The 21,941-nt window shown below is 59.6% G+C and carries 15 protein-coding genes; 7 read left to right on the forward strand and 8 right to left on the reverse strand.

From position 1 onward, the window contains the following. Window positions 1-101: 101 nt before the first annotated feature. From ACM6JQ_RS01985 to treR, 3 genes are all read right to left on the reverse strand, one after another. Complete coding sequence (locus ACM6JQ_RS01985; protein WP_414893134.1) at window positions 102-2,174, reverse strand: TerD family protein; 2,073 nt, start codon at window positions 2,172-2,174, stop codon at window positions 102-104. 248 nt (window positions 2,175-2,422) lie between these two features. Then, window positions 2,423-5,509, reverse strand: coding sequence for a membrane-targeted effector domain-containing toxin (locus tag ACM6JQ_RS01990; RefSeq protein ID WP_414893135.1), 3,087 nt, complete (start codon window positions 5,507-5,509; stop codon window positions 2,423-2,425). A gap of 101 nt (window positions 5,510-5,610) precedes the next feature. Further along, window positions 5,611-6,315, reverse strand: a complete 705-nt coding sequence (gene treR, locus ACM6JQ_RS01995) for a trehalose operon repressor (RefSeq protein ID WP_034156275.1) — start codon at window positions 6,313-6,315, stop codon at window positions 5,611-5,613. A gap of 235 nt (window positions 6,316-6,550) precedes the next feature. Here treR and treP point away from each other — a divergent pair, with 235 nt between their 5' ends. The 7 genes from treP (at window position 6,551) to tadA (ending at window position 15,873) form a co-directional block, all read left to right on the forward strand. Continuing rightward, entirely contained in the window at window positions 6,551-7,993 is a 1,443-nt protein-coding gene (gene treP / locus ACM6JQ_RS02000; RefSeq protein WP_007916823.1) for a PTS system trehalose-specific EIIBC component, read from the forward strand. 21 nt (window positions 7,994-8,014) lie between these two features. After that, the gene (gene treC, locus ACM6JQ_RS02005) at window positions 8,015-9,664 is read left to right on the forward strand and encodes an alpha,alpha-phosphotrehalase (RefSeq protein ID WP_414893136.1); all 1,650 of its coding nucleotides are present in this window, start codon (window positions 8,015-8,017) and stop codon (window positions 9,662-9,664) included. Between the two features lie 106 nt (window positions 9,665-9,770). Continuing rightward, complete coding sequence (locus tag ACM6JQ_RS02010; RefSeq protein ID WP_414893137.1) at window positions 9,771-10,994, forward strand: maltoporin; 1,224 nt, start codon at window positions 9,771-9,773, stop codon at window positions 10,992-10,994. A gap of 63 nt (window positions 10,995-11,057) precedes the next feature. Continuing rightward, complete coding sequence (gene ptsP / locus ACM6JQ_RS02015) at window positions 11,058-13,586, forward strand: phosphoenolpyruvate--protein phosphotransferase (RefSeq protein ID WP_414893138.1); 2,529 nt, start codon at window positions 11,058-11,060, stop codon at window positions 13,584-13,586. A gap of 2 nt (window positions 13,587-13,588) precedes the next feature. After that, window positions 13,589-13,879: a PTS transporter subunit EIIB gene (locus tag ACM6JQ_RS02020; protein ID WP_007916817.1), complete on the forward strand. Its 291-nt coding sequence runs from the start codon at window positions 13,589-13,591 to the stop codon at window positions 13,877-13,879. A gap of 117 nt (window positions 13,880-13,996) precedes the next feature. Beyond that, entirely contained in the window at window positions 13,997-15,373 is a 1,377-nt protein-coding gene (locus ACM6JQ_RS02025) for a multicopper oxidase family protein (protein WP_414893139.1), read from the forward strand. Then, the gene (tadA, locus tag ACM6JQ_RS02030; RefSeq protein ID WP_414893140.1) at window positions 15,373-15,873 is read left to right on the forward strand and encodes a tRNA adenosine(34) deaminase TadA; all 501 of its coding nucleotides are present in this window, start codon (window positions 15,373-15,375) and stop codon (window positions 15,871-15,873) included. Before ACM6JQ_RS02025 ends, tadA begins: the two co-directional genes overlap by 1 nt. A gap of 268 nt (window positions 15,874-16,141) precedes the next feature. Here the strand turns inward: tadA and cmoB are convergent, their stop codons facing one another. The 5 genes from cmoB to lon all read right to left on the reverse strand — a co-directional run bounded on the left by cmoB (window position 16,142) and on the right by lon (window position 21,760). Further along, window positions 16,142-17,098: a tRNA 5-methoxyuridine(34)/uridine 5-oxyacetic acid(34) synthase CmoB gene (cmoB, locus tag ACM6JQ_RS02035; RefSeq protein WP_095112371.1), complete on the reverse strand. Its 957-nt coding sequence runs from the start codon at window positions 17,096-17,098 to the stop codon at window positions 16,142-16,144. Then, window positions 17,095-17,838 (reverse strand): carboxy-S-adenosyl-L-methionine synthase CmoA, encoded by a 744-nt coding sequence (cmoA, locus tag ACM6JQ_RS02040; protein WP_007916813.1) that lies wholly within the window; start codon window positions 17,836-17,838, stop codon window positions 17,095-17,097. Before cmoA ends, cmoB begins: the two co-directional genes overlap by 4 nt. A 206-nt stretch (window positions 17,839-18,044) precedes the next feature. Next, complete coding sequence (locus tag ACM6JQ_RS02045; protein ID WP_414893141.1) at window positions 18,045-18,683, reverse strand: lysoplasmalogenase; 639 nt, start codon at window positions 18,681-18,683, stop codon at window positions 18,045-18,047. A 2-nt stretch (window positions 18,684-18,685) separates the two neighbouring features. Then, a complete protein-coding gene (locus tag ACM6JQ_RS02050; protein WP_007916811.1) occupies window positions 18,686-19,078 on the reverse strand; it encodes a protease inhibitor I42 family protein in 393 nt (130 codons plus the stop codon). A 264-nt stretch (window positions 19,079-19,342) separates the two neighbouring features. After that, window positions 19,343-21,760 carry an endopeptidase La gene (gene lon / locus ACM6JQ_RS02055; RefSeq protein WP_007916809.1) on the reverse strand — a complete coding sequence of 806 codons (2,418 nt, stop codon included), beginning with the start codon at window positions 21,758-21,760 and terminating at the stop codon, window positions 19,343-19,345. Window positions 21,761-21,941 lie beyond the last annotated feature (181 nt).

Here is a 21,941-nt window from a genome sequence, read left to right on the forward strand (position 1 = left end):
TGCACTAGCCGGCTACCGCATATTGCCCACTATTGATAATTGAGTGGGGGTGATGGAGGAGGACTGTTTGTCCGGCGTCCTCCAGGCACTTGTCGCCGGTATCAAAGATATTGGGATCGAATGAGATCTGTATCGAACGGCGTCAGCCCTTGATCTGGCGCAAACACTGCCTCTGCCTGCTGCGGCGAATCCACTCGTTCTCCCCGCGCTCGAGCATGTAAGTCGAAAAGTGTTTCCAGATCCGGGCGTGGTGTATGCACCAAGGCCCGCAGCATCAACGATACCCCGCTGAGGTTTTTGTCGACGTTGTTCCACCGGGGAGATGAAGTAAGCCCCAGATCGGCCCAAATCATGCGTCGTTCCTGCAAGTCCATCACGAATGGCAGACAAATCACTGTATCGGAGGCGATATCGATGCGATCGACCACGGAGCGCGGTTCGAATACTTCACCCGACGCCGTATCAGTGCGCGCCATCCAGCCAGCGAAGCATTCCGGAAGATCGCAATACGGCTGCTGAGTAAAAGAGTTGATGGACGTGACGACATAGCGGATACCTTTCTCGACCAGAACATCAAGGTCGAGGTCGATGAACTCCGAAGCCCCGTCGGGCGCATCGACGATGTCGCCGCTGTGGTAGCCGCCGTAACCCTTCAGGTTGTAGTACGCGACCGTATCTTTGAATACGAAATTGGCGTCGAAAAATGCGGCGGACAAGTCGATGTCCGTACGGGCACGACCGTTCTTCCACCACAGGAACAGGCGAATGAAACGTGTGTCGGGCATTGGCAGCCGACAGCCCCGAACCAGCGTACGTAGCGATTTCGATGCGGCGCGCTGCGCCAGCGGAACCTTGTATTCGTGTAGTGCTGGATCGATGTAACAGCGGCCTAGCGGCGGCAATGACGCAAAACGTTGTACGAGCGCGTCCTCACAGATGCGGGCTGCACGCGCCAATACTTCAGGTGTGAGAGGTTCGCGTCGATCCTTGATGGCATAGACTTTGGCGAATGAACCTTTCGGTGTGAACGCCCGCAGGGGCAAGGGGCGCGGGGCGCGAACCTGGACCAGTACCTGCAACAGGACAGGCGAGGACACCTGTTCTGCAACCGCCTCGAACGCGTCGAGTACCGAGTCTGCTTCCGTCGCGCGGCGCAGGGTCACGTCTAGTCTTCGTGCGAACTCACCGGGACGGCTTTGTAACAGGAGCGTGAGCGCGGTGATGTCACGCTGGGCCAGCAATCTTTCGACACGTGAATTAAATGTGATGGGCGGTTCGTTACGGCGCGCTGCCGTGATAACGGCTAGAGCTTGTGGGTACTTATCGCCGTAATCGCCGGGATGCAGTACTTCAGCCAGACGTTTCCAGCGCTCAGCATGGCGCATCACGTCTTCTGCTGCGTTGGGTATGTTATCGAGCAGGCGCAATAATAGACGGCGCATCGAGCGCTTCATTGCTTTGAAGCGTGTCGTAGCTGTCGTCAGCGACACGTCTCCGCCACTCAACGCGACCGCCAGTCGTAGCACATCAGTTGCTGTTTCGACGTTTCGCTGCAGGAATGCGTCCACACGTGCATCGCTGGCGACATACCGAATCAGCGCGCCGCCAACCTGTGCACGGATTTCCCGGAACGCAATGGTCTCTGGCAGCAGACGGAACACATCGCTTTTGTACTCTCGGATAAACCAGACGACATCGGCCGTTTCCTCCTCAGAGAGCGAGGTGCGCGATGAAACCAGCGGCTCAAGCAGTGACTCGAATTCAGCGACGCCTCCCGGTTCGATAACGCGGGAAATGAAGTTGCCTTCCAGCATCGGAGGTCGAGCGTGTTCAGTCGCTGGTAATCGCCAAAGCGTGAGGTAGTGGATGACGGCGTTAAGGTACAACTCCGCCTCGGAGGCCGCTAGAACATGCTCTGGAAAGTCTGGATAAAACGGCCGGTGGTGCACGTGAGCACCAGTCTGCCGGCGAAGCACTCTGATAATATCGCGCAGCCAGTACTTGAGTTCTGTGGCTGACAACATGCCGATTTGCTCGATCAGAGGCTCTGACAGTACGCATCGGAACGCCGCGACTTCCTGGACAGCCGACGCGACCTGGGCGCGCGTAGCACCGCCAGAACCCATCGGGACGTGAACTTTGCTGCGGCGACGCAGGAACAGCTCCTGATTCATACTTGAATTTCTCCTTTGATCGCCGTCATGGACGAGCTGCAGCATCGTGTCTACAGCAGATGTAAAAACGCCTGCAAGAAGCAGGCGCAGTGTGGAGAGCGAAACCCCTAGGTCATAGGAGGTTTAGAAGGAAGGTGTTCCATAGCCACGCCGGCATTCTACGTAAGGTTGTCTTTGTTTGGCAGGTGGTTGCCTGTTTCAACGGTAACAAGCTGCTTCGGCAGAAGATTGGTTAATACCGATCAGCCTCAAACAGGGATCCGGCTACGCAATATCAGCCCGGTATCGGACAAACGTTGAGACATTTCCTTCAGGTTAGCGAACTCAATGTCATTCACCCGCTGCCACGCAGGTCGGTGGAGGGAGACATTACCGTCACTCAATCGAGATATCGGAGTGCGCTGGAGCATGCCCTGTTTGCTGCGGTGGATCAGGGTGTAGCTGTCGCCTGCTTTTTCGAACAGATACATGCCGCGCCGGTACAAAAGATTCTCCAACGTCTCCTCGCTCCAGACCAGCTCGGGTGCCTGAACTTTCAAGCGCAAGTCGGCGCGAAGCAGATCCGGATTTCCTTGCCTGACAGTGCCACCGGGCGAGCTGCCGCGTGGCACTTCAATACCCGGATCGACATCCACACCCAGCTCTTCACCAATGCCGACTTCATCGATTCGCAGACCGATTGCTCCTTTCAATTCACTGATGCCCAGCAGTCCTCTGAAGGTATTGGTGTTGTGAGCATCCGTCACTACGATCCATTTTCCCGGGCTGTTGAGGTAGACGTCGCCGGTCATGATGTCGTTTGTCAGATAGGTGCTCATCATCTGCTCGTCGACGGAGGGCAGCGGGGTTTTCATTTTGTAGCTGGCGGCGCAGTCGATCGCCTGGACCCGAACGCCGTTCGCTCGCGCGACCTGGACCAGTTCCAGTGGGTTGAATCGACTGGCGGGATCGGTGCCCAGGCTGCTCAGGTAAGTGCGCAAATCAACGGTCATGTTGCCGCTGGTGAAGTAGCGGTTCAGCTCAACCTGAGCGAAGTCACTGAGCAGCCCACGCATGTAGAGGGTTTTCGCGTGGCGGGCCAGTGCCGGCATGCTTTCAATCAGAAAACGCAGGCTGGCGATGCGATCAAGGGTTTCTCCCACCACTAGCCCTGAAGCACTTTCAAAAATGCCATCGACAAGATCGGCCAGCGGCATCAGACGGCTGATTTCGGGGATTGCCGGACGCGCAGGCTGGATGATCCACGGCAGATTCTTGAAAAAGCCTCGGGCCGAACCTTGCAGCAGCTTGCGTTTGCCGGCGGCATACAATTCGAACGGGTCATCCATGCCAAAACCGCCTTCTCCGTCGGGCTGCAACTGGGCATGGGTTTCGTTGAGGTTCAACGCCCAGCTTTTAATGGAACGGCGCACCGGCGGATCGATGTCGTAGGCGCTGGTTACAGGACGCGGGGGGCGCGATGTCGAGGGTTGCAGTTCTTCCGCCGGTGGAGCGGCCGCCTCGGGTGATACAGGTTCGAAGGTGTCGAGTTCGAGATCCGGGGTGCATTGTTTGCCCATGCACTGGCCGCCACCTTTGAGGCCCAGGGCTGGCATCCGCTCCCACTGCCCTTCGCCATTGAGGCGGATCGGCAAGGCGTGAACAAGCTGGTTGGGACGCTCCGGGTCAACGATTGCCCAGTCGCCACCGCCGCGAGAGTTGGCGAAGTAGCGGACATAGTACGGAGTGTCATTCATCAGAACGGCATAGGGCGGATCAGAGTCGAGACGGTACACGCCGTGGAATTTCCCGTATCCCTCGCCGAGTGCCGCGCCATCGAGCAGTTCGTTGCATTGATAGCGTTCGGGCACCGGGGGCGGTGGGGCGTTCTGCGCCGGAATCAGCGTCGTTTCATCGATATTTGGCACGGTGATGTCGAGATCGTCCGGCACCATGATCTGCAATGGGGGGGCGGCTTCGGCGGAGGGATTCAAGGCTTCGCTGTACTCGGCCATTTCTGCGGCCTCTGCCGCCTCTACCTCAGCGCCCACCTCCAGCATCGGCCCGGTGCCGATCAGCAATGGAAGGTTGAATAACAGATTGATGCCACTCAATACCGCACCCAATACGCCCGCCTTGCGTTCGGCGTTGCTCTTGCCGTTCTGCGCCTGATCGATATTCAGGCCCATGCTGGCGATGGTCGCGCCTATGACCGGCAACGCCAGCGGCCAACCGACAGTGGCCATCGGTCCAAACACCTTGAGGCCTGCACTCAAGTAGCCGATCCACAGTTTTTTGCGCAGATCACCATTGGACGTCAGCGACAGGTGAGCTTCAGCAAACATCGCCTGACGTGTGGTGTCGCGCAGCCAGCTGAATGCATCATCGCTCAGCACCTGGTTTGTGCGGTTGATCAGGTGATGGTCGGCCCGGCCCCAGGTGGCCACCAGGCGATTCATCAGATCGGTAATGTTCTCGCTCATGTGCTGACGATCGGCGAGGGCAAAATGATTCAGGAAGGTCGCGCGGCGTTTTGCGTCGTTCAGCTGATCCAGAACCCACCAATGCAGGTCCGCCGGCGTTTCCTTGACCACGAAGGCTTCGGCTTCACTGGGCAGATAGATAATCTGCCGGCCGGCGGGGTCGACGATGCGCAGCAGCTGCGTGGCGACGTGCCCGTCAATGTCGAAGGCGCGTACCTCCCCCGTTGCCGTGTGGCTCGTGTGCAGCATGCTCAGGGTGACCGGCCAGCTTACAGGCCCCACCACCGAGTCCATCAGCCATTGAAAGTCACTGCCGGTGAGCTGCCCAAGATCCAGGGCCTGCACCGCACGGCTAAGGAAATTGCACTTGGCCAATGTGCGGAAGTCGTCAGCGTGGCTGTTCCAGAAGTCCGTCAGAGTGGCGGTGTAGTGACCACTGAAATCGAGGCTCCAGAACGCGTTCAAGACCTCGTTGCCGTGCAGGCGCACCTGATTTTTCTCGTCGAAATTCTCGCCCTGCGGACCTTTGGTGTAGAAGCCGCCGTATAGATCGAGAAGATCAGCGTTGTCCTGGTCGGTGGTGCGAAAACGATGAATCACCAACTGTGTCAGGGTCATCGATTCGTAGGGTTTTTCGCGGATGTGCTCCCAGCCGGTAAACGAGCGGGTGCTGCTTTGGGCGGTCTTGAAACGATGGAAATAAACCTGATCCGGATCAAGGCTCGACAAGCCTTTGGCTTCCAGCAGATCACGGGCCGCTTGATGGGCGGCGTCCTGCAGACCGGGGCAGTTCTGCACGACGGTATAGGCGATTCGCTTCAGCGCCGCTTTGTCTGCCGCGTTTGGCAGAGGACGTGGTTGGGTGGCGTACATGCTTTCTCCATCCTTGAGAAATGAGAGCCGAGCATGGCCGATTCGCTCAAGGGGAGTGCACTACATATGTACCGCACACGATCGTTGGAAATGTGCCGGGGTCAGCGCCGAGCCACGTCGGAAAAGTAGAACTTGTCGAGGGTGTGCCGTGATTCGGTGTACTCGAACTGCCGACCGTCCTGAAGAAAGGTCTGGTTGCTGACCACGATCACATGGCTCTGGCCGTCGAGATCCAGGTGCAGTTGATCGTCCTTGCTGCGCGGCACGGCTTCGATGGTGCGTTGGGCGTAGGCAATCTGTAACTGCAATGTCTGTTCGATATGCGCATAGATCGACTGTTCGGCGATGTCGAGGGACAGGCCGGGAATCACTTCGCTGACAAAGTGGTTGATGTCGAGGATGACCCGTTTGCCGTCGATCCGCCGCACACGCTTGATACGGGTGATGAGGCTGCCGGGTTCGGCGTGGATGTGCTCGAGCAGGGCGCCTTCGAGCGGGATCTGGCTCAGCTCGACCACTTCGGTGCTGACATCGTTGCCCAGGCGCGGGTAGGTCTCTTGAAAGCTGACGATGCCACCGAGCTGAAACTCGATCGGGTTGGTCGAAAGCACGAAGGTGCCTTTGCCGTGGATTTTCTGCGCAAAGCCACGCTCTTGAAGTAATTCGATGGCCTTGCGCACCGTGCCACGGCTGGCCTGATAGCTGTCCATCAGTTCGGTTTCGGAAGGCAGGCGGGCGCCGCGCTCCAGGCGTTCAGTCGTGATGCTGGCCAGCAGATCGCTATAGATCTGGTTGTATTTGCTCATGGGTAGGCTCGGTGCCGACTGTGCTCAAAGCTTCGAACCTTAAGGCCAGGGTAGGGCTTTGTCCATGTGGACGATGGAAATCACCTTAGGGCTGAGTAGGAAAATTCGTCTTCGGTCTGGCAGGAACATACATAAACAAACTCGTCTGTACGAGTTGTTGCATTAACTCGTACAGACGAGTATTTTTCGCTTCGGCGTGCTGCCAATAACAACAATCCATAGCGGAAGAACTAGCATGAGCCACGACTACCCGAATATCGCCAGGCAATTGCTGCAAAGCCTCGGCGGCAGCGACAACCTCGAACAGGCCGCCCATTGCGTCACGCGGTTGCGACTGGCCCTGAAGGACCCGAGCCTGGTCGACACTGCCACGCTCAATCAGATCGATCTGGTCAAGGGCTCGTTCTTCACCGGTGGTTTGTATCAGGTGGTGATCGGTCCGGGCGAAGTGGAAAAGGTCTATGCCGAACTGCGTCGCCAGACCGGTCTCGCGGCGTCGACCATCGCTGACGTCAAACAGAAAAGCGCCGAAAAGATCAACGCCATGCAGCGTCTGGTGCGGGTGTTTTCCGATGTATTCATGCCGATCCTGCCAGCACTGATCATTGCCGGCCTGCTGATGGGCATCAACAATCTGCTCGGTGCCAAAGGCATGTTCATTGACGGGCAGACCCTGCTCGATGCCTACCCGAAACTCGACGGGTTGTGGAGCCTGATCAATCTGATGGCCAACACCTCGTTCGTGTTTTTGCCGGCGCTGGTGGGCTGGTCGGCGGCCAAACGTTTTGGCGGCAGCGAGATCCTCGGCATCGTGCTCGGCCTGATGCTGGTGCATCCGGATCTGCTCAACGCCTGGAACTATGGCAAGGCCGTGGCCGGGCTCGACGGGCAGCAGTTGCCGTACTTCGACATTCTCGGGCTGTTTCAGGTGGAAAAGGTCGGTTATCAGGGGCAGATCCTGCCGATTCTGCTGGCCGCCTACGTGATGAGCGTCATCGAAAAATGGCTGCGGGCGCGCGTGCCCAACGCCATTCAATTGCTCGTGGTGCCGATCACCACCATCGTCGTTACGGGCGTGCTGGCGCTGGCAGTGATCGGCCCGGTGACCCGCCACATCGGCATCTTCATCACCGAAGGGCTGGTCATGCTGTTTGATCTGGCGCCGATGGTGGGTGGAGCGATTTTCGGTCTGCTGTATGCGCCGCTGGTGATCACCGGCATGCACCACATGTTTCTCGCGGTCGATCTGCAATTGATCTCGACCCAGGGCGGCACCTTCATCTGGCCGATGATCGTCATGTCCAATCTCGCCCAGGGCAGCGCCGCCTTGGCGGTGTTCTGGATGACCCGTAATGCGCGGGACAAGAGCATGGCGTCGACCTCGGCGATTTCCGCCTACTTCGGGATCACCGAGCCGGCGATGTTCGGCGTAAACCTGCGCTACAAGTTTCCGTTCTACGCCGCGCTCACCGGCTCGGCGCTGGGCTGTGTGTTCCTGTCGCTGAACAAGGTTCAGGCCTCGGCCATCGGCGTCGGTGGTCTGCCGGGTTTCATCTCGATCATTCCGCAGTACATCCCGATGTTTGTGCTCGGGATGCTGATTGCCATGCTCGTGCCGTTTGTTCTGACCTGTGCACTGAGCATGAAGATTGTCCGCCCCGGTTATCGGGTTGCCTGACATTATTGAAGGAGTTGCGCCATGCAAGACTGGCAACGTTCGGTGATCTACCAGATCTATCCGAAGAGCTTTCATAGCCACGCCGGCAACCCGACAGGTGATCTGCTCGGTATCGTCGCCAAGCTCGATTACCTGCAGTGGCTGGGTGTCGACTGCTTGTGGATCACGCCATTCCTGCGTTCGCCGCAACGCGACAACGGCTATGACATCAGCGATTACTACGCCATCGATCCGAGCTACGGCAGCATGGCCGACTGCGAATTGCTGATCGCCGAAGCGGGCAAGCGCGGAATCAAGCTGATGCTCGACATCGTGGTCAATCACACCTCGATCGAACACGTATGGTTCCAGCAGGCGCGCAGCAGCCTCGACAACCCTTACCGTGATTTCTACATCTGGCGCGATCAGCCGAACAACTGGGAATCCAAATTCGGTGGTTCGGCCTGGGAGTACGAAGCCCAGACCGGTCAGTATTACCTGCACCTGTTTGACCACACCCAGGCCGACCTCAATTGGGACAACCCCAAGGTGCGCGCTGAAGTGTTCCGGATGATGCAGTTCTGGCGGGACAAGGGCGTGGGTGGTTTTCGTCTGGACGTGATCAATCTGATCTCCAAGCCGGAGGACTTTCCCGAAGACCGCAGCGATGGCCGGCGCTTCTATACCGACGGGCCGAATGTCCACGCGTACTTGCAGCAGATGCACCGCGAAGTCTTCGAAGGGCACGACCTGATCAATGTCGGCGAGATGTCATCGACCAGCCTCGAACACTGCATTCGTTATTCGAATCCGCAGTCTAAAGAGCTGTCGATGACCTTCAACTTTCATCACCTGAAAGTCGATTATCCGAACCTGCAAAAGTGGGTGCGCGCCGATTTCGATTTCCTCCAGCTCAAGGGGATTCTGTCCGACTGGCAGACCGGCATGCAGGCCGGTGGCGGCTGGAACGCGCTGTTCTGGTGTAACCACGATCAACCGCGAGTGGTCTCGCGTTTCGGCAATGACGGCGAGCACCGCGAACGCTCGGCGAAGATGCTCGGCACCGCGCTGCATTTTCTCCAGGGCACGCCGTTCGTGTATCAGGGCGAAGAGTTGGGCATGACCAATCCGGGGTTCGAATCGATCGAGCATTATCGCGATGTCGAGACGCTGAACATCTTTCGCCTCAAGCGCGAAGCCGGCAGCAGTGATGCCGACAACATGGCGGCAATCAAGCAGAAATCCCGTGATAACGGCCGTACGCCGATGCACTGGGACGCCGGGCCGAACGCCGGTTTCAGCAGTGTCGAGCCATGGATCGGAGTGCCGGCCAATGCCGCGCAGATCAACGTCGCCAGACAGCTCGATGACCCCGATTCGGTACTCCATCACTACCGCAATCTGATCGCACTGCGTCGCCGCGAATCGTTGATGACCGAGGGGGTGTACCGACAATTACTGCCCGAACATCCACAAGTCTGGGCCTATGTACGTGAAGGCAGCGCCGAGCGTTTGTTGGTGGTGAACAACTTCTACGGGACAACCTGTGAAGTGGAATTGCCGGCGACGGTCATCAGCGAGTCAATGAGCCAGCGCCCGTTGATCAGCAACTATCCGGACGGGCCGTTGCGCAAACGCCAGGTGACGTTACGGCCTTACGAGTCCTTCGTTCTGCACCTGATCGATCCCTGATCCTTAACTAAAAAAACAGCTTTCAAAAAAACACGCAGAGCATTGCGCGGGGGATTTCTGCGCGCCGAATTCATGCAACCAGACAATAAAAACAATGGGGTGGCTTATGAAAACAACAATAAATCGCAGCCTTGCAGTCGCAGGTTTTTGCCTGGCCTTACCTTCGACTTCACATGCGCTGGAGTTTGGCGGCTATTTGCGCAGCGGCGTCGGCACGTCGGTCAACAGCAGCGGTCAGTCGTGCTTCCAGTTACCGGGGGCGCAGACCAAATATCGTCTGGGTAACGAATGCGAGCAATACGGTGAGTTGGAGTTGCGTCAGGATCTGTACACCCTCGACGACGGTTCGGTCCTGAGTGTCGATGGCATGGCTTCGCTGTATAACCGTTACGACCGCAGTCCCACATTCAAAGATGACAACGGCTCGATACGCTTGCCGCAGGCCTACGCACAGTGGTCAGCGATGCCCGCGCTCAATGGCGGTTCTCTGTGGGCCGGGCGCCGTTACTACAAGCGCAATGACATCCATATTTCCGACTTCTACTACTGGAACCAGAGCGCCACCGGGGGCGGGATCGAGGACGTATTGATCGGTGATCTGAAGTACAGCTACGCCTTTTCGCGCAAGGACAACCTGTACCAAAAGGACTACATCAATCGGCACGACTTCAACGTCGCCGGGTTCAAGACCAACCCTGGCGGTGAGCTGGAGTTCGGCTTGAGTTATATCGACAAACCCGACAGCCGCGATGCCCACCGGGGCTGGGCGATCACCACGCAACATGTGCAGACGGATTTCCTCGGCGGCAAGAACAAACTCGCGCTGCAATACGGTGAGGGGCCGGGCACCGGGCTGGGTTATACCGGCAACGTCAAACTGGACGACAGCAACAAGAGTTACCGGATGGTCGAATTTTTCGACTGGCAAGTGACGCCGCGTTTCGGTGGCCAGATTGCGGCGGTGTACCAGAAAGACATTCGTCCGGACGGTGTCGACCAGAACTGGATCTCTCTGGGTGTGCGTCCCGCCTATGCGCTCAGCGAACACTTCAAATTGGTCACCGAACTGGGCCACGATCAAGTTGAAGCCCCGGGTGGCACGCGCAAACTGAGCAAGTTCACGTTTGCCCCGACCTGGTCGCCCAAAGGCCCGGAGTTCTGGGCGCGACCCGAGGTGCGTCTGTATTACACGTACGCCACCTGGAACGAGGCGGCGAAACGTGCGGCCAACCAACTGGCCAAAGGCTCGGCACTCTCCGATACCGGCGCCTTCGGCAGTGCTCGTCACGGTGCGAATGTCGGATTGCAGGTCGAATACTGGTGGAAATAAGCGATGCTGATGGAGCGTCGCGCTCCATGGGCACTTCAAAGCATAAAAACTGCAGGTGACGTCATGGCCACACCCCAACCATTGCAACTGCTGGCTCCCTTGTCCGGTGTCCTGATGGCGCTTGAGCAAGTGCCCGATCCAGTGTTTTCCGGGCGCGTGATCGGCGACGGTCTGTGCATCGATCCGACCTCATCGACCTTGTGCGCGCCTTTGGCCGGGGTCATCAGCAACGTGCAGGTCAGCGGGCATGCGGTGAGCATCACCGATGAGCATGGCGTACAGGTGTTGATGCATATCGGCCTGGATACGGTGAACCTCGGCGGGCAAGGCTTCACCCGTCTGGTCGAAGAGGGGCAACGGGTTGCCGCCGGGCAGGCGCTGATCGAGTTCGACGCCGACTACATTGCCCGACATGCGCGCAGCCTGATGACGTTGATGTTGGTGGTCAGCGGTGAGCCGTTTACCTGGCTGGTCGCGTCGAGCGGGCGGGTCGAAACAGGTCAGCCGTTGCTTGAGCTTGTCAGCGCACAGGCGATCAGTGAAGAGACAGTCGCGGCAGACAGTCCAGCGCGGTTTTCACAGCCGTTGAAACTGCCCAATCCCAACGGTCTGCATGCGCGCCCGGCAGCGGTGTTCGCGCAAGCGGCAAAGGCTTTCGCGGCAAAGATTTACCTGCATAAACAGCAGGCTCAGGCCAACGCCAAGTCTCTGGTGGCGATCATGGCGTTGCAGACCGCGTTCGGCGACAGCGTGCAGCTCAGTGCGGTGGGCGAAGACGCTGACGCGGCAATCGATGCGCTGACCCGGTTGTTGGCCGAAGGCTGCGGTGAAACGGTGACGGCGGCGGCGCCTGTCGAGGTGGTGGAAACCGAGGTTCTGACTCTTCTGCGTGGCGTCTGTGCGTCACCCGGTTCGGCGTTGGGCCAAGTGGTGCAGATCAGCGAACCGGTGTTCGACGTCAGCGAGTTTGGCGGCGGAGCAGACCTGGAGCGTGTGGCTCTCGCCAATGCCCTGATCGAAGCGGATCTGGCCTTGCAGCATTTGCGCGACACCGCTACGGGTGAGGCTGAAGCCGAGATCTTCAAGGCGCATCAGGAACTGCTCGAAGACCCGGGCCTGCTCGATCAGGCCCAGGCATTGATCAGTAAGGGCAAAAGTGCGGCGTTCGCCTGGCGCGCGGCCACTGAAGAAACTGCGGCGATGTTTCGCCAACTGGGCAGTGCGTTGCTGGCCGAACGGGCGGCGGACCTGACCGATGTCGGACGTCGCGTCCTCAAGTTGCTACTGGGTATTGGCGAGCAGGCGCTGGAGTTGCCGCAAGGATGCATTCTGATCGCCGATCAACTGACGCCGTCGCAGACCGCCGGCATCGATACCAGCAAGGTGCTGGGCTTCGCTACGGTCGGGGGCGGCGCGACCAGTCACGTGGCGATTCTCGCCCGTGCCTGTGGTCTGCCATCGATCTGCGGGGTGCCGGTGCAGATGCTCGCGCTGAGTAACGGCACTCCAATATTGCTCGATGCCGACAAGGGTGAATTACATATACATCCCGACCCTGAGGTCGTCGGGCAGTGGCAGGCTCGATACGCACAACAGCGTCAACGCCATGAGCATGAACTGGCCAGCGCAACGCTTGCGGCACGGACCCGTGACGGCCATCACGTCGAGGTGTCGGCCAACGTCGCCTCGTTATTGGAAACCGAGCAGGCCATGGCCCTCGGCGGTGCGGGCGTCGGCCTGCTGCGTTCGGAGTTTCTCTATCTGGGCCGCAACCACGCGCCGAGCCATGACGAACAGGTCGCCACTTACAGCGCTATCGCTCGCTGTGTCGGGCCTGCGCACAATCTGGTGGTGCGCACCCTCGATGTCGGCGGCGACAAACCGCTGGCCTATGTGCCGATGGACAGCGAAACCAACCCTTTCCTTGGCGTGCGCGGCATTCGTTTGTGTCTGCAGCGTCCGCAGCTACTGCGGGAGCAGTTCCGGGCCATGCTCGGCTGCTGCGATCTGACGCGTTTGCACATCATGTTGCCGATGGTCACGCAACTGTCGGAGCTGCGTCTGGCGCGGCAGATGCTCGACGAGGAAATCCTCGCGCTAGGCCTGACGCAACGGCCGAAACTGGGGATCATGATCGAAGTGCCGGCGGCGGCGTTGATGGCGGATCTGTTTGCACCGCTGGTGGATTTCTTCTCGATTGGCACCAATGACCTGACGCAGTACACCCTGGCGATGGATCGCGATCACCCGCGTCTGGCCAGTCAGGCGGACAGTTTTCATCCCTCGGTATTGCGCCTGATCGCCACGACCGTGAAGGCGGCACACGCCCATGGCAAATGGGTCGGCGTGTGCGGGGCGATGGCTTCGGAACGTCTGGCGGTGCCGCTGTTGCTGGGGTTGGGTGTGGATGAACTGTCGGTGAGTGTGCCGATGATTGCACCGGTCAAGGCAACGGTGCGCGAGCTGGAACTGGCGGATTGTCAGGTCATCGCGCAGCAGGTGCTCGGTCTGGAAAGTGCCGGGCAGGTGCGTGAGGCGTTGCAGCTGTTTCATGAGGCAACCGTCGATACTTTACGGGTTCTGGAGAACTGAACATGTTCGATCAATTGCAGAAGGCATTCTGGAAAGCTCTGACCCCGGATCTGGTGGTGGATACCCCCGCAGCGGCGGCCGAGCCGAGCGACGGATTGAGCAGCGACATTGTCGCGGCGCTGGGGGGTGTGGATAACCTCCAGTCCCAGCAACCGCTGGCGTTGACGCGGGTACGGGTGGTGTTGCGTGATGTGTCGCACATGGACCCGAACGCGTTGAGCGCCGCCGGTGTCGCGGGCGTGATGCCTTTGGCGGACGGCGTGGTGCACCTGATTACCGGGCTGCGATCTTAAGCCGGCAGGTGATGTGCGGCCTCAGGTCGCCCTTACTGTTTCTCAACCGCAGGTGTATCGTATTCGCCTTTTGCAGGCTTTCAGGGCCTGCTGCTGATACGTGAGGTAGTTGAGTTCATGTCCTTTACCCGTCGCCAAATCCTCGGTGGCCTGGCCGGTCTTGTTGTCGTTGGTGTCGGGGCGGGGGGCGCGTCGCGTTATTGGCTCGGCAAAATGGCCGACGCCGAGGCGGGCCATGACTATGAACTGATCGCCGCACCGCTGGACGTCGAATTGGTGCCGGGGCACAAGACCGAGGCCTGGGCATTCGGCCCGTCGGCGCCTGGCACCGAGTTGCGTGTGCGCCAGGGTGAATGGCTGCGGGTACGTTTCATCAACCACTTGCCGGTGGCGACGACCATTCACTGGCACGGCATTCGTCTGCCGCTGGAAATGGACGGCGTGCCGTACGTGTCGCAGCTGCCGGTGTTGCCGGGCGAGTACTTCGACTATAAGTTCCGCGTGCCGGATGCCGGCAGTTACTGGTATCACCCGCACGTCAGCAGCAGCGAAGAGCTCGGGCGCGGGCTGGTCGGGCCGTTGATCATCGAAGAGCGCGAGCCGACCGGTTTCAAGTACGAAAAGACCTTGAGCCTGAAGAACTGGCACATCGATGACGAAGGCAATTTTGTCGAATTCAGTATTCCCCGTGAAGCGGCGCGTGGCGGTACGGCGGGGCGCTTGTCGACCATCAACGGTGTGCCGACCCCGGTGATCGAACTGCCGGCCGGGCAGATCACCCGGGTGCGTTTGCTCAACCTCGACAACACGCTGACTTATCGCATCAACATTCCCGGCGTCGAAGCGCAGATCTATGCGCTGGACGGCAACCCGGTCGAACCGCGCCCGTTGGGCAAGGAATACTGGCTCGGCCCGGGGATGCGTATTTGTCTGGCGATCAAGGCGCCGGCGGCGGGCGAAGAATTGTCGCTGCGCAACGGTCCGGTACGTCTGGGCACCCTGCGTTCGGTGGCCAATACCGACGCGCCGAGCGACTGGCCAAAAGCGCTGCCGGCCAACCCGGTGGCAGAGCCGGACCTGGCCAATGCCGAGAAACTCAACTTCAATTTCGAATGGGTCGGCTCAGTGTCGGTCAACATCGACAATGGCCGGCCGCCGAGCCTGTGGCAGATCAACGGCAAGGCCTGGGACATCACCGACAAGACCTGCGCTGACCGACCGATTGCCAGCCTGAAACTGGGGCAGAGTTACATCTTCGAATTGAAGAACATGACCCAGTATCAGCACCCGATCCACCTGCACGGCATGAGTTTCAAGGTGATCGCGTCGAACCGGCACAAGATTATTCCGTACTTCACCGACACCTATCTGCTGGGCAAGAACGAGCGCGCGCAAGTGGCGCTGGTGGCCGATAATCCGGGGGTGTGGATGTTCCATTGCCACGTGATCGACCACATGGAAACCGGCCTGATGGCCGCCATCGAGGTGAAGTGATGCGCCAGATTCGCCCCGCGGCCATCATCGACCGCAGCCGTGACCAAGACTTCATGCGTGAAGCGCTGACCCTCGCTGCACAAGGCGCAGCCCTCGGCGAAGTGCCGGTGGGGGCAGTGTTGGTGCAGGACGGCGAGATTATCGGGCGCGGCTTCAATTGCCCGATCAGCACCAGCGACCCGAGTGCCCATGCAGAAATGGTCGCCATCCGTGCGGCGGCGCAGGCGGTGGATAACTATCGCCTGCCGGGCTGCACGCTGTATGTGACGCTGGAGCCGTGCAGCATGTGTGCAGGCTTGATCGTGCATTCGCGGGTGGCGCGGGTGGTGTATGGCGCGCTGGAGCCGAAGGCGGGGATTGTGCAGAGTCAGGGGCAGTTTTTTACCCAGGGTTTTCTCAACCATCGAGTGCTATATGAAGGCGGGGTTTTGGCCGAAGAGTGTGGCGCCGTGCTGACCGAATTCTTCCGTGCTCGCCGAGCAAAAAGCCCCTCACCCTAACCCTCTCCCAGAGGGAGAGGGGACTGACCGAGCTGGATGGGCGAGGTCCGTCGACCTGAGATTCCGAGTCGAACTCAAGTCTTGAAAAGCTTAACGATCAGCCCCCTCTCCTTGGGGAGAGGGGACTGACCGAGTTGGATGGGCGAGGTCCGTCGACCTGAGATTCCGAGTCGAACTCAAGTGTTGAAAAGCTCAATGATCGGCTCCCTCTCCTTGGGGAGAGGGCTGGGGTGAGGGGTGGGCTCACCGCGGTGTTTGGGCGATTTGATTATTTACGAGCGACAATCACCGCGCGCATCGGCGCCGGCAATCCTTCAATCGTTTTGCTGTGATCTTCCGGATCAAGGAAATCACTCAGCGACTGATACTTCATCCACTCAGTCCCGCGCTGTTCTTCCACCGTTGTCGTGCTCACATCCACGCAGCGAATATCGCTGAACCCGGCACGACGCAACCACAACTCCAGCGCCGGCACCGACGGCAGGAACCACACGTTACGCATCTGCGCGTAACGGTCTTCCGGCACCAGCACTTGATGCTTGTCGCCTTCCACCACCAACGTTTCCAGCACCAGTTCACCGCCCTTGACCAGGCAATCCTTCAGCGCCAGCAAATGCTCGATCGGCGAGCGACGGTGATAGAACACGCCCATCGAAAACACGGTGTCGAAGCCTTCCAGGTTCGGCGGCAGGTCTTCGAACGGGAACGGCAGGTGCCAGGCATTCGGCTCGGACAGGTAACGCTGCACCGCCTGGAACTGGCAGAAGAACAGCCAGTTCGGGTCGACACCAATCACGCTGTTCGCGCCGGCACCGAGCATGCGCCACATGTAGTAGCCGTTGCCGCAGCCGACATCGAGGATGCGTTTGCCTTTCAAATCCAGATGCGGGGCGACGCGCGACCATTTCCAGTCCGAACGCCATTCGGTGTCGACGTGCACACCAAACAAGTCGAACGGCCCTTTGCGCCACGGCGACAAACCCATCAATGCAGTACGCATCTGCGCACGGGTTTCGTCGTCGCAATCGGTGTCGAGTTTCAGGCCATTGAGCAGATCGATTTCGCTCGGCTGAATTTTCGGCAAGGCATCCAGCGCACTTTGCCAGCGCTCCAGATCGCCGTGACCTTTCTCCATTTTCTTGTCGAGTTGCGCCTGCAGGGTGTTGGCCCATTCGGCCAGCGGTGTGCCGGCCAGACGACGGGCGAGGGGGGACAGATCAATCATGGCAAGGCAATCAACGAGGCAAAGTTAAGACACTGGAACCACGGCACGACTTTCGAGAACCCGGCGGCCAACAGGCGTTCGCGGTGTTCTTCGAGGCTGTCGGGCTTCATGACGTTTTCGATGGCGCTGCGTTTCTGGGCAATCTCCAGTTCGCTGTAGCCGTTGGCGCGTTTGAAGGCGACGTGCAGATCGGTGAGCAGCGCGTGTTCTTCGGCATCGTTGAAGCGCAGCTTCTCCGAGAGGATCAGCGCGCCGCCCGGCAGCAGCGATTGGCGAATGCGCGAGAGCAACGCGGTACGCTGATCCGGGGCGATAAATTGCAGGGTGAAGTTCAGCGCCACCACCGAAGCAGGCTGAAAGTCGAGGGCGAGGATGTCGCCTTCAATCACTTCGACCGGCAGCAACTCTTGGAACATCGAATCCTGACCGTTGAGGTATTCGCGGCAGCGTTCGACCATCGCGGCAGAGTTATCCACAGCGATCACCCGGCAGCCGTCGGTGCGCACGTGACGGCGCAAGGCCTGAGTCACTGCACCTAGCGATGAACCGAGGTCGTAGAGCACGCTGTTCGGCTGGGCGAACTGTGCGGCGAGCACACCGAGGTTTTCGACGATGGTCGGGTAACCCGGCACCGAGCGCTTGATCATGTCCGGGAACACCCGCACCACGTCTTCATTGAAGGCGAAGTCAGGCACCTGGGCCAAAGGCTTGGCGAAAATACGATCGGGTTCTTTGCTCACGGCGGTTCCGGCGGTGTAAATGGAAAGGCCGGCATTTTAGCCAAAAGGGCGCGGGGATGCTTGGGTTGTCTGATAAAACGCGGGGATATTGCTCTGGTTGATCGTTCCCACGCTCTGCGTGGGAATGCCGCCCCGGACGCTCCGCGTCCCTGCGCAAATGACGCAGAGCGTCACAGGATGCATTCCTACGCGGAGCGTGGGAACGATCAGATCCGTTTGGTCTGGGAGAACGCCGAGGCGGCGATGCCCCACTGGCCCAGCCAGTAGCTGAGGATGATGACGTATGGCGCGGCGTGGAATGGCGATACGAAGCGATCAATACCGATCACGCTGTCCGAGAACACAAACGCCAGCGCACCGCCCGCCGCTAGCAACGCCGAGCGTTTCGGCGCATCGGTGCCCAAACGGGCCAGTGCGCGCCAGAGCATCGCGCTGATCGCCGTGCCATAAACAATCACCGGCACCAGCAATGGCCCAAGACCGCTGGAAATCAGAAGACCCAGCAGCACGGCACCCACTCCGAGGGCAAGTACCAGCGGCAAAATCGCCAGACGTTTGCAGTCACTCAGATAAGCCTTCAGATAAGCCAGATGCGCGACCAAAAAGGCGCCGAGCCCGAATACAAAAAGATCCCCCGGCCACGCCAGCAACACATCACCCAGCAACGAGAAAATCAGACCGAGACTGATCCAGCGCCGATAGTCACTGGGTGGCGCGTCGTGCAGCCAGCCGAGCAATGCCAGCACCGGCAACGGTTTGACCAACAGGCACAGCAACGCCGCATGGGTGCTGACACCGTAGAGAAACGTCACCGCGCCCATCAGCGCCAGAATCAGCCAGCCCACGATCAATTTACCGAAATGGCGCAGTCAAAGGTTTCCACTGGCAGCACTTCCGGTGCCCACGGTTGTTGTGAAGTCAGGCGCAGGCGCCCGGTGCCGGGGGCGAAGGCCTGGAAGCGCCAGGTCGATAAACCCGCTGCGCCGACGACGCCAGCGTCTTCCGGATTGCTGTAGACCTCGGGGCTAAGTGCACGCAGTACGCCGCCAGCGGAATCCTGAATGGCCCAGCGATAACCCGTGGTCGGGTTGCTTGGCAGCATGATGATGAGGTTTTGCCCGTTAGTGAGCCGCACCGGGCATTCGCTTTGTTTTTCCACGGTCACGTTGTGTTTCGGTTGCGTGGCGCACGCGGCCAGCAATGAAAGGGCGAGGGGGAGAAACAGGCGAGTGGGGGACATAAGGTTAGTGGCTCCGGGTGTTCACGACGAACGGCGAGCATAACTGAAGATGAGACAAAGTGTGACAGTGCCTGCCCTCACCCTAGCCCTCTCCCAAAGGGAGAGGGGACTGACCGGGGGATATTGGTGAGGTACGCCGACCTGAACGTGCGTCAGCGAATCCATAATCGACCCGGTGTTTCAGGTCGGCGCATAGCGCAAGACCGCTCGGTTGGCTCCCTCTCCTGGGGGAGAGGGCTGGGGTGAGGGGCTACAGGCTACCGGTCAGAACAGGATCTTCGCCACATCGGCAAACTTCTTCGCAAAGTGCACCGTAATCCCTTCCTTCAGATAATCCGGCAACTCCTCAAAGTTACCCCGATTCGGCTCCGGCAAAATCAATTCGAAAATCTTCTGCCGCCGCGCCGCAATCACCTTCTCACGCACCCCGCCAATCGGCAGCACATGCCCGGTCAGGGTCAATTCGCCAGTCATCGCCACGCCTTTCTTCGGCGGTTGATTACGTGCAAGCGAGAGCAGGGCGCTGGCCATGGTCACGCCGGCGCTCGGGCCGTCCTTCGGTGTCGCGCCTTCCGGAACGTGCAGGTGGACGAAGGCTTCGTCGAAGAACTTCGCGTCACCGCCAAACTGTTTCAGGTGCGAGCTGACGTAGCTGTAGGCGATCTCTGCCGATTCCTTCATCACATCGCCCAGTTGCCCGGTGAGCTTGAAGCCACGGTTAAGCGTGTGAATCCGCGTCGCTTCGATCGGCAAGGTCGCGCCGCCCATGCTGGTCCACGCCAGACCGGTAATCACGCCGGTGCCGGACAGCACTTGCTCGTTGCGGAACACCGGATGGCCGAGTGACGCTTCAAGGTCTTTCGGCCCGAGTTTGATCACCGCTTTCGGCTCGTCAATCAGCTTCATCACTGCTTTGCGCACCAGTTTGCCCATTTGCTTCTCGAGCTGGCGCACCCCGGCTTCACGGGCGTAACCGTCGATCAAGGCTTTGAGCGCGCTGTCGCTGATGCTCAGGCTGCCCTTGGACACACCGGCCTTTTCCAGCAGTTTCGGCCACAGGTGGCGCTTGGCGATGGCGACTTTTTCTTCGGTGATGTAGCCCGACAGGCGAATCACTTCCATGCGGTCGAGCAACGGGCCGGGGATCGAATCGAGGGTGTTGGCGGTGCAGACGAAGAGGACTTTCGACAGGTCCATGCGCAGGTCGAGGTAGTGGTCGAGGAATTCGACATTCTGCTCCGGGTCGAGGGTTTCCAGCAGTGCCGAGGCCGGGTCGCCCTGGTAGCTCTGGCCCATCTTGTCGATCTCGTCGAGCATGATCACCGGGTTCATCACTTCGACGTCTTTCAACGCCTGCACCAGTTTGCCCGGCTGCGCGCCGATGTAGGTGCGGCGGTGTCCCTTGATCTCGGCTTCGTCGCGCATACCGCCGAGGCTGAAGCGGTAGAACGGCCGGCCGAGGGATTCGGCGATGGATTTGCCGACGCTGGTTTTACCTACGCCCGGCGGGCCGACCAGCAGCACGATGGAGCCGCTGATCTCACCTTTATAGGCACCGACGGCGAGGAATTCGAGGATGCGGTCCTTGATGTCGTCCAGGCCCGCGTGGTGTTTGTCGAGAATTTTGCGCGCGTGCTTGAGGTCGAGTTTGTCCTCGCCGTACACGCCCCACGGCACCGAGGTCGCCCAGTCGAGGTAGTTGCGGGTGACCGCGTATTCCGGCGAACCGGTCTCAAGGATCGACAGCTTGTTCATTTCTTCTTCGAGGCGCTTCTGCACCTGCGCCGGCAGGACTTTGCCTTCGAGGCGTTGCTCGAACTGTTCGAGGTCGGCGCTGCGGTCGTCCTTGGTCAGACCGAGTTCCTGCTGGATAACCTTGAGTTGTTCCTTGAGGAAGAACTCGCGCTGATGCTCGCCGATCTTGCGGTTAACCTCCGCTGAAATCTCTTTTTGCAGGCGCGCGACTTCGACTTCCTTGCGCAGCATCGGCAGGACTTTTTCCATGCGCTTGAGCATCGGCACGCAGTCGAGCACGCCTTGCAGTTCGGGGCCGGTGGCGGAGGTCAGGGCGGCGGCGAAGTCGGTCAGCGGCGACGGGTCGTTGGGGCTGAAGCGGTTGAGGTAGTTTTTCAGCTCTTCGCTGTACAGCGGGTTGAGCGGCAACAGCTCTTTGATCGCGTTGATCAGCGCCATGCCGTAGGCCTTGACCTCGTCGGTCGGCTCGGTGGGCTGGTGCGGGTATTCGACTTCGACCAGATACGGTGGGCGATGGTGTTTCAGCCAGGTCTTGATGCGTACGCGGCTGAGGCCTTGGGCGACGAATTGCAGTTTGCCGTTCTCGCGGCTGGCGTGGTGGACTTTGACCAGGGTGCCGTATTGCGGCAGGGCGCCGGTGTCGAAGTGGCGCGGGTCTTCCTGGGGCGTGTCCATGAAGAACAGGGCCAGGGAATGGTGTTCGGATTTGCTGACCAGTTCGAGGGTTTCGGCCCAGGGTTCTTCGTTGACGATGACCGGCAGGACCTGGGCCGGGAAGAACGGGCGGTTGTGGATCGGGATGATGTAGACCTTGTCCGGCAGGTTCTGGCCGGGCAGGGCGAGGCCTTTGCCGCTGGAGGTGTGTTCGATGTGTTCGGCTTCGGTGTAGTCGTCGGGGTTTTCCGGGAATTCTTGCTGGTCGCTCATGGGGCACCTGCGCAATGGGGTATGGGTCTTAGATGGGGCAGGGTTTGGGTGGTTTCAATGGCGGGGGATGTTTCTGCTTGTGTGTTCAGGGTTTTGACAGGGTTCACGCTTTTGACTTGGCGGCCTTTGGGCCGACCATGCTCTTTGGGGTTTTGGGTGTATATCCGTTTCTTCGGTAACG

Source organism: Pseudomonas sp. IT-232MI5 (assembly GCF_949767845.1).
In the GTDB taxonomy this organism is placed as follows: Bacteria; Pseudomonadota; Gammaproteobacteria; order Pseudomonadales; family Pseudomonadaceae; genus Aquipseudomonas.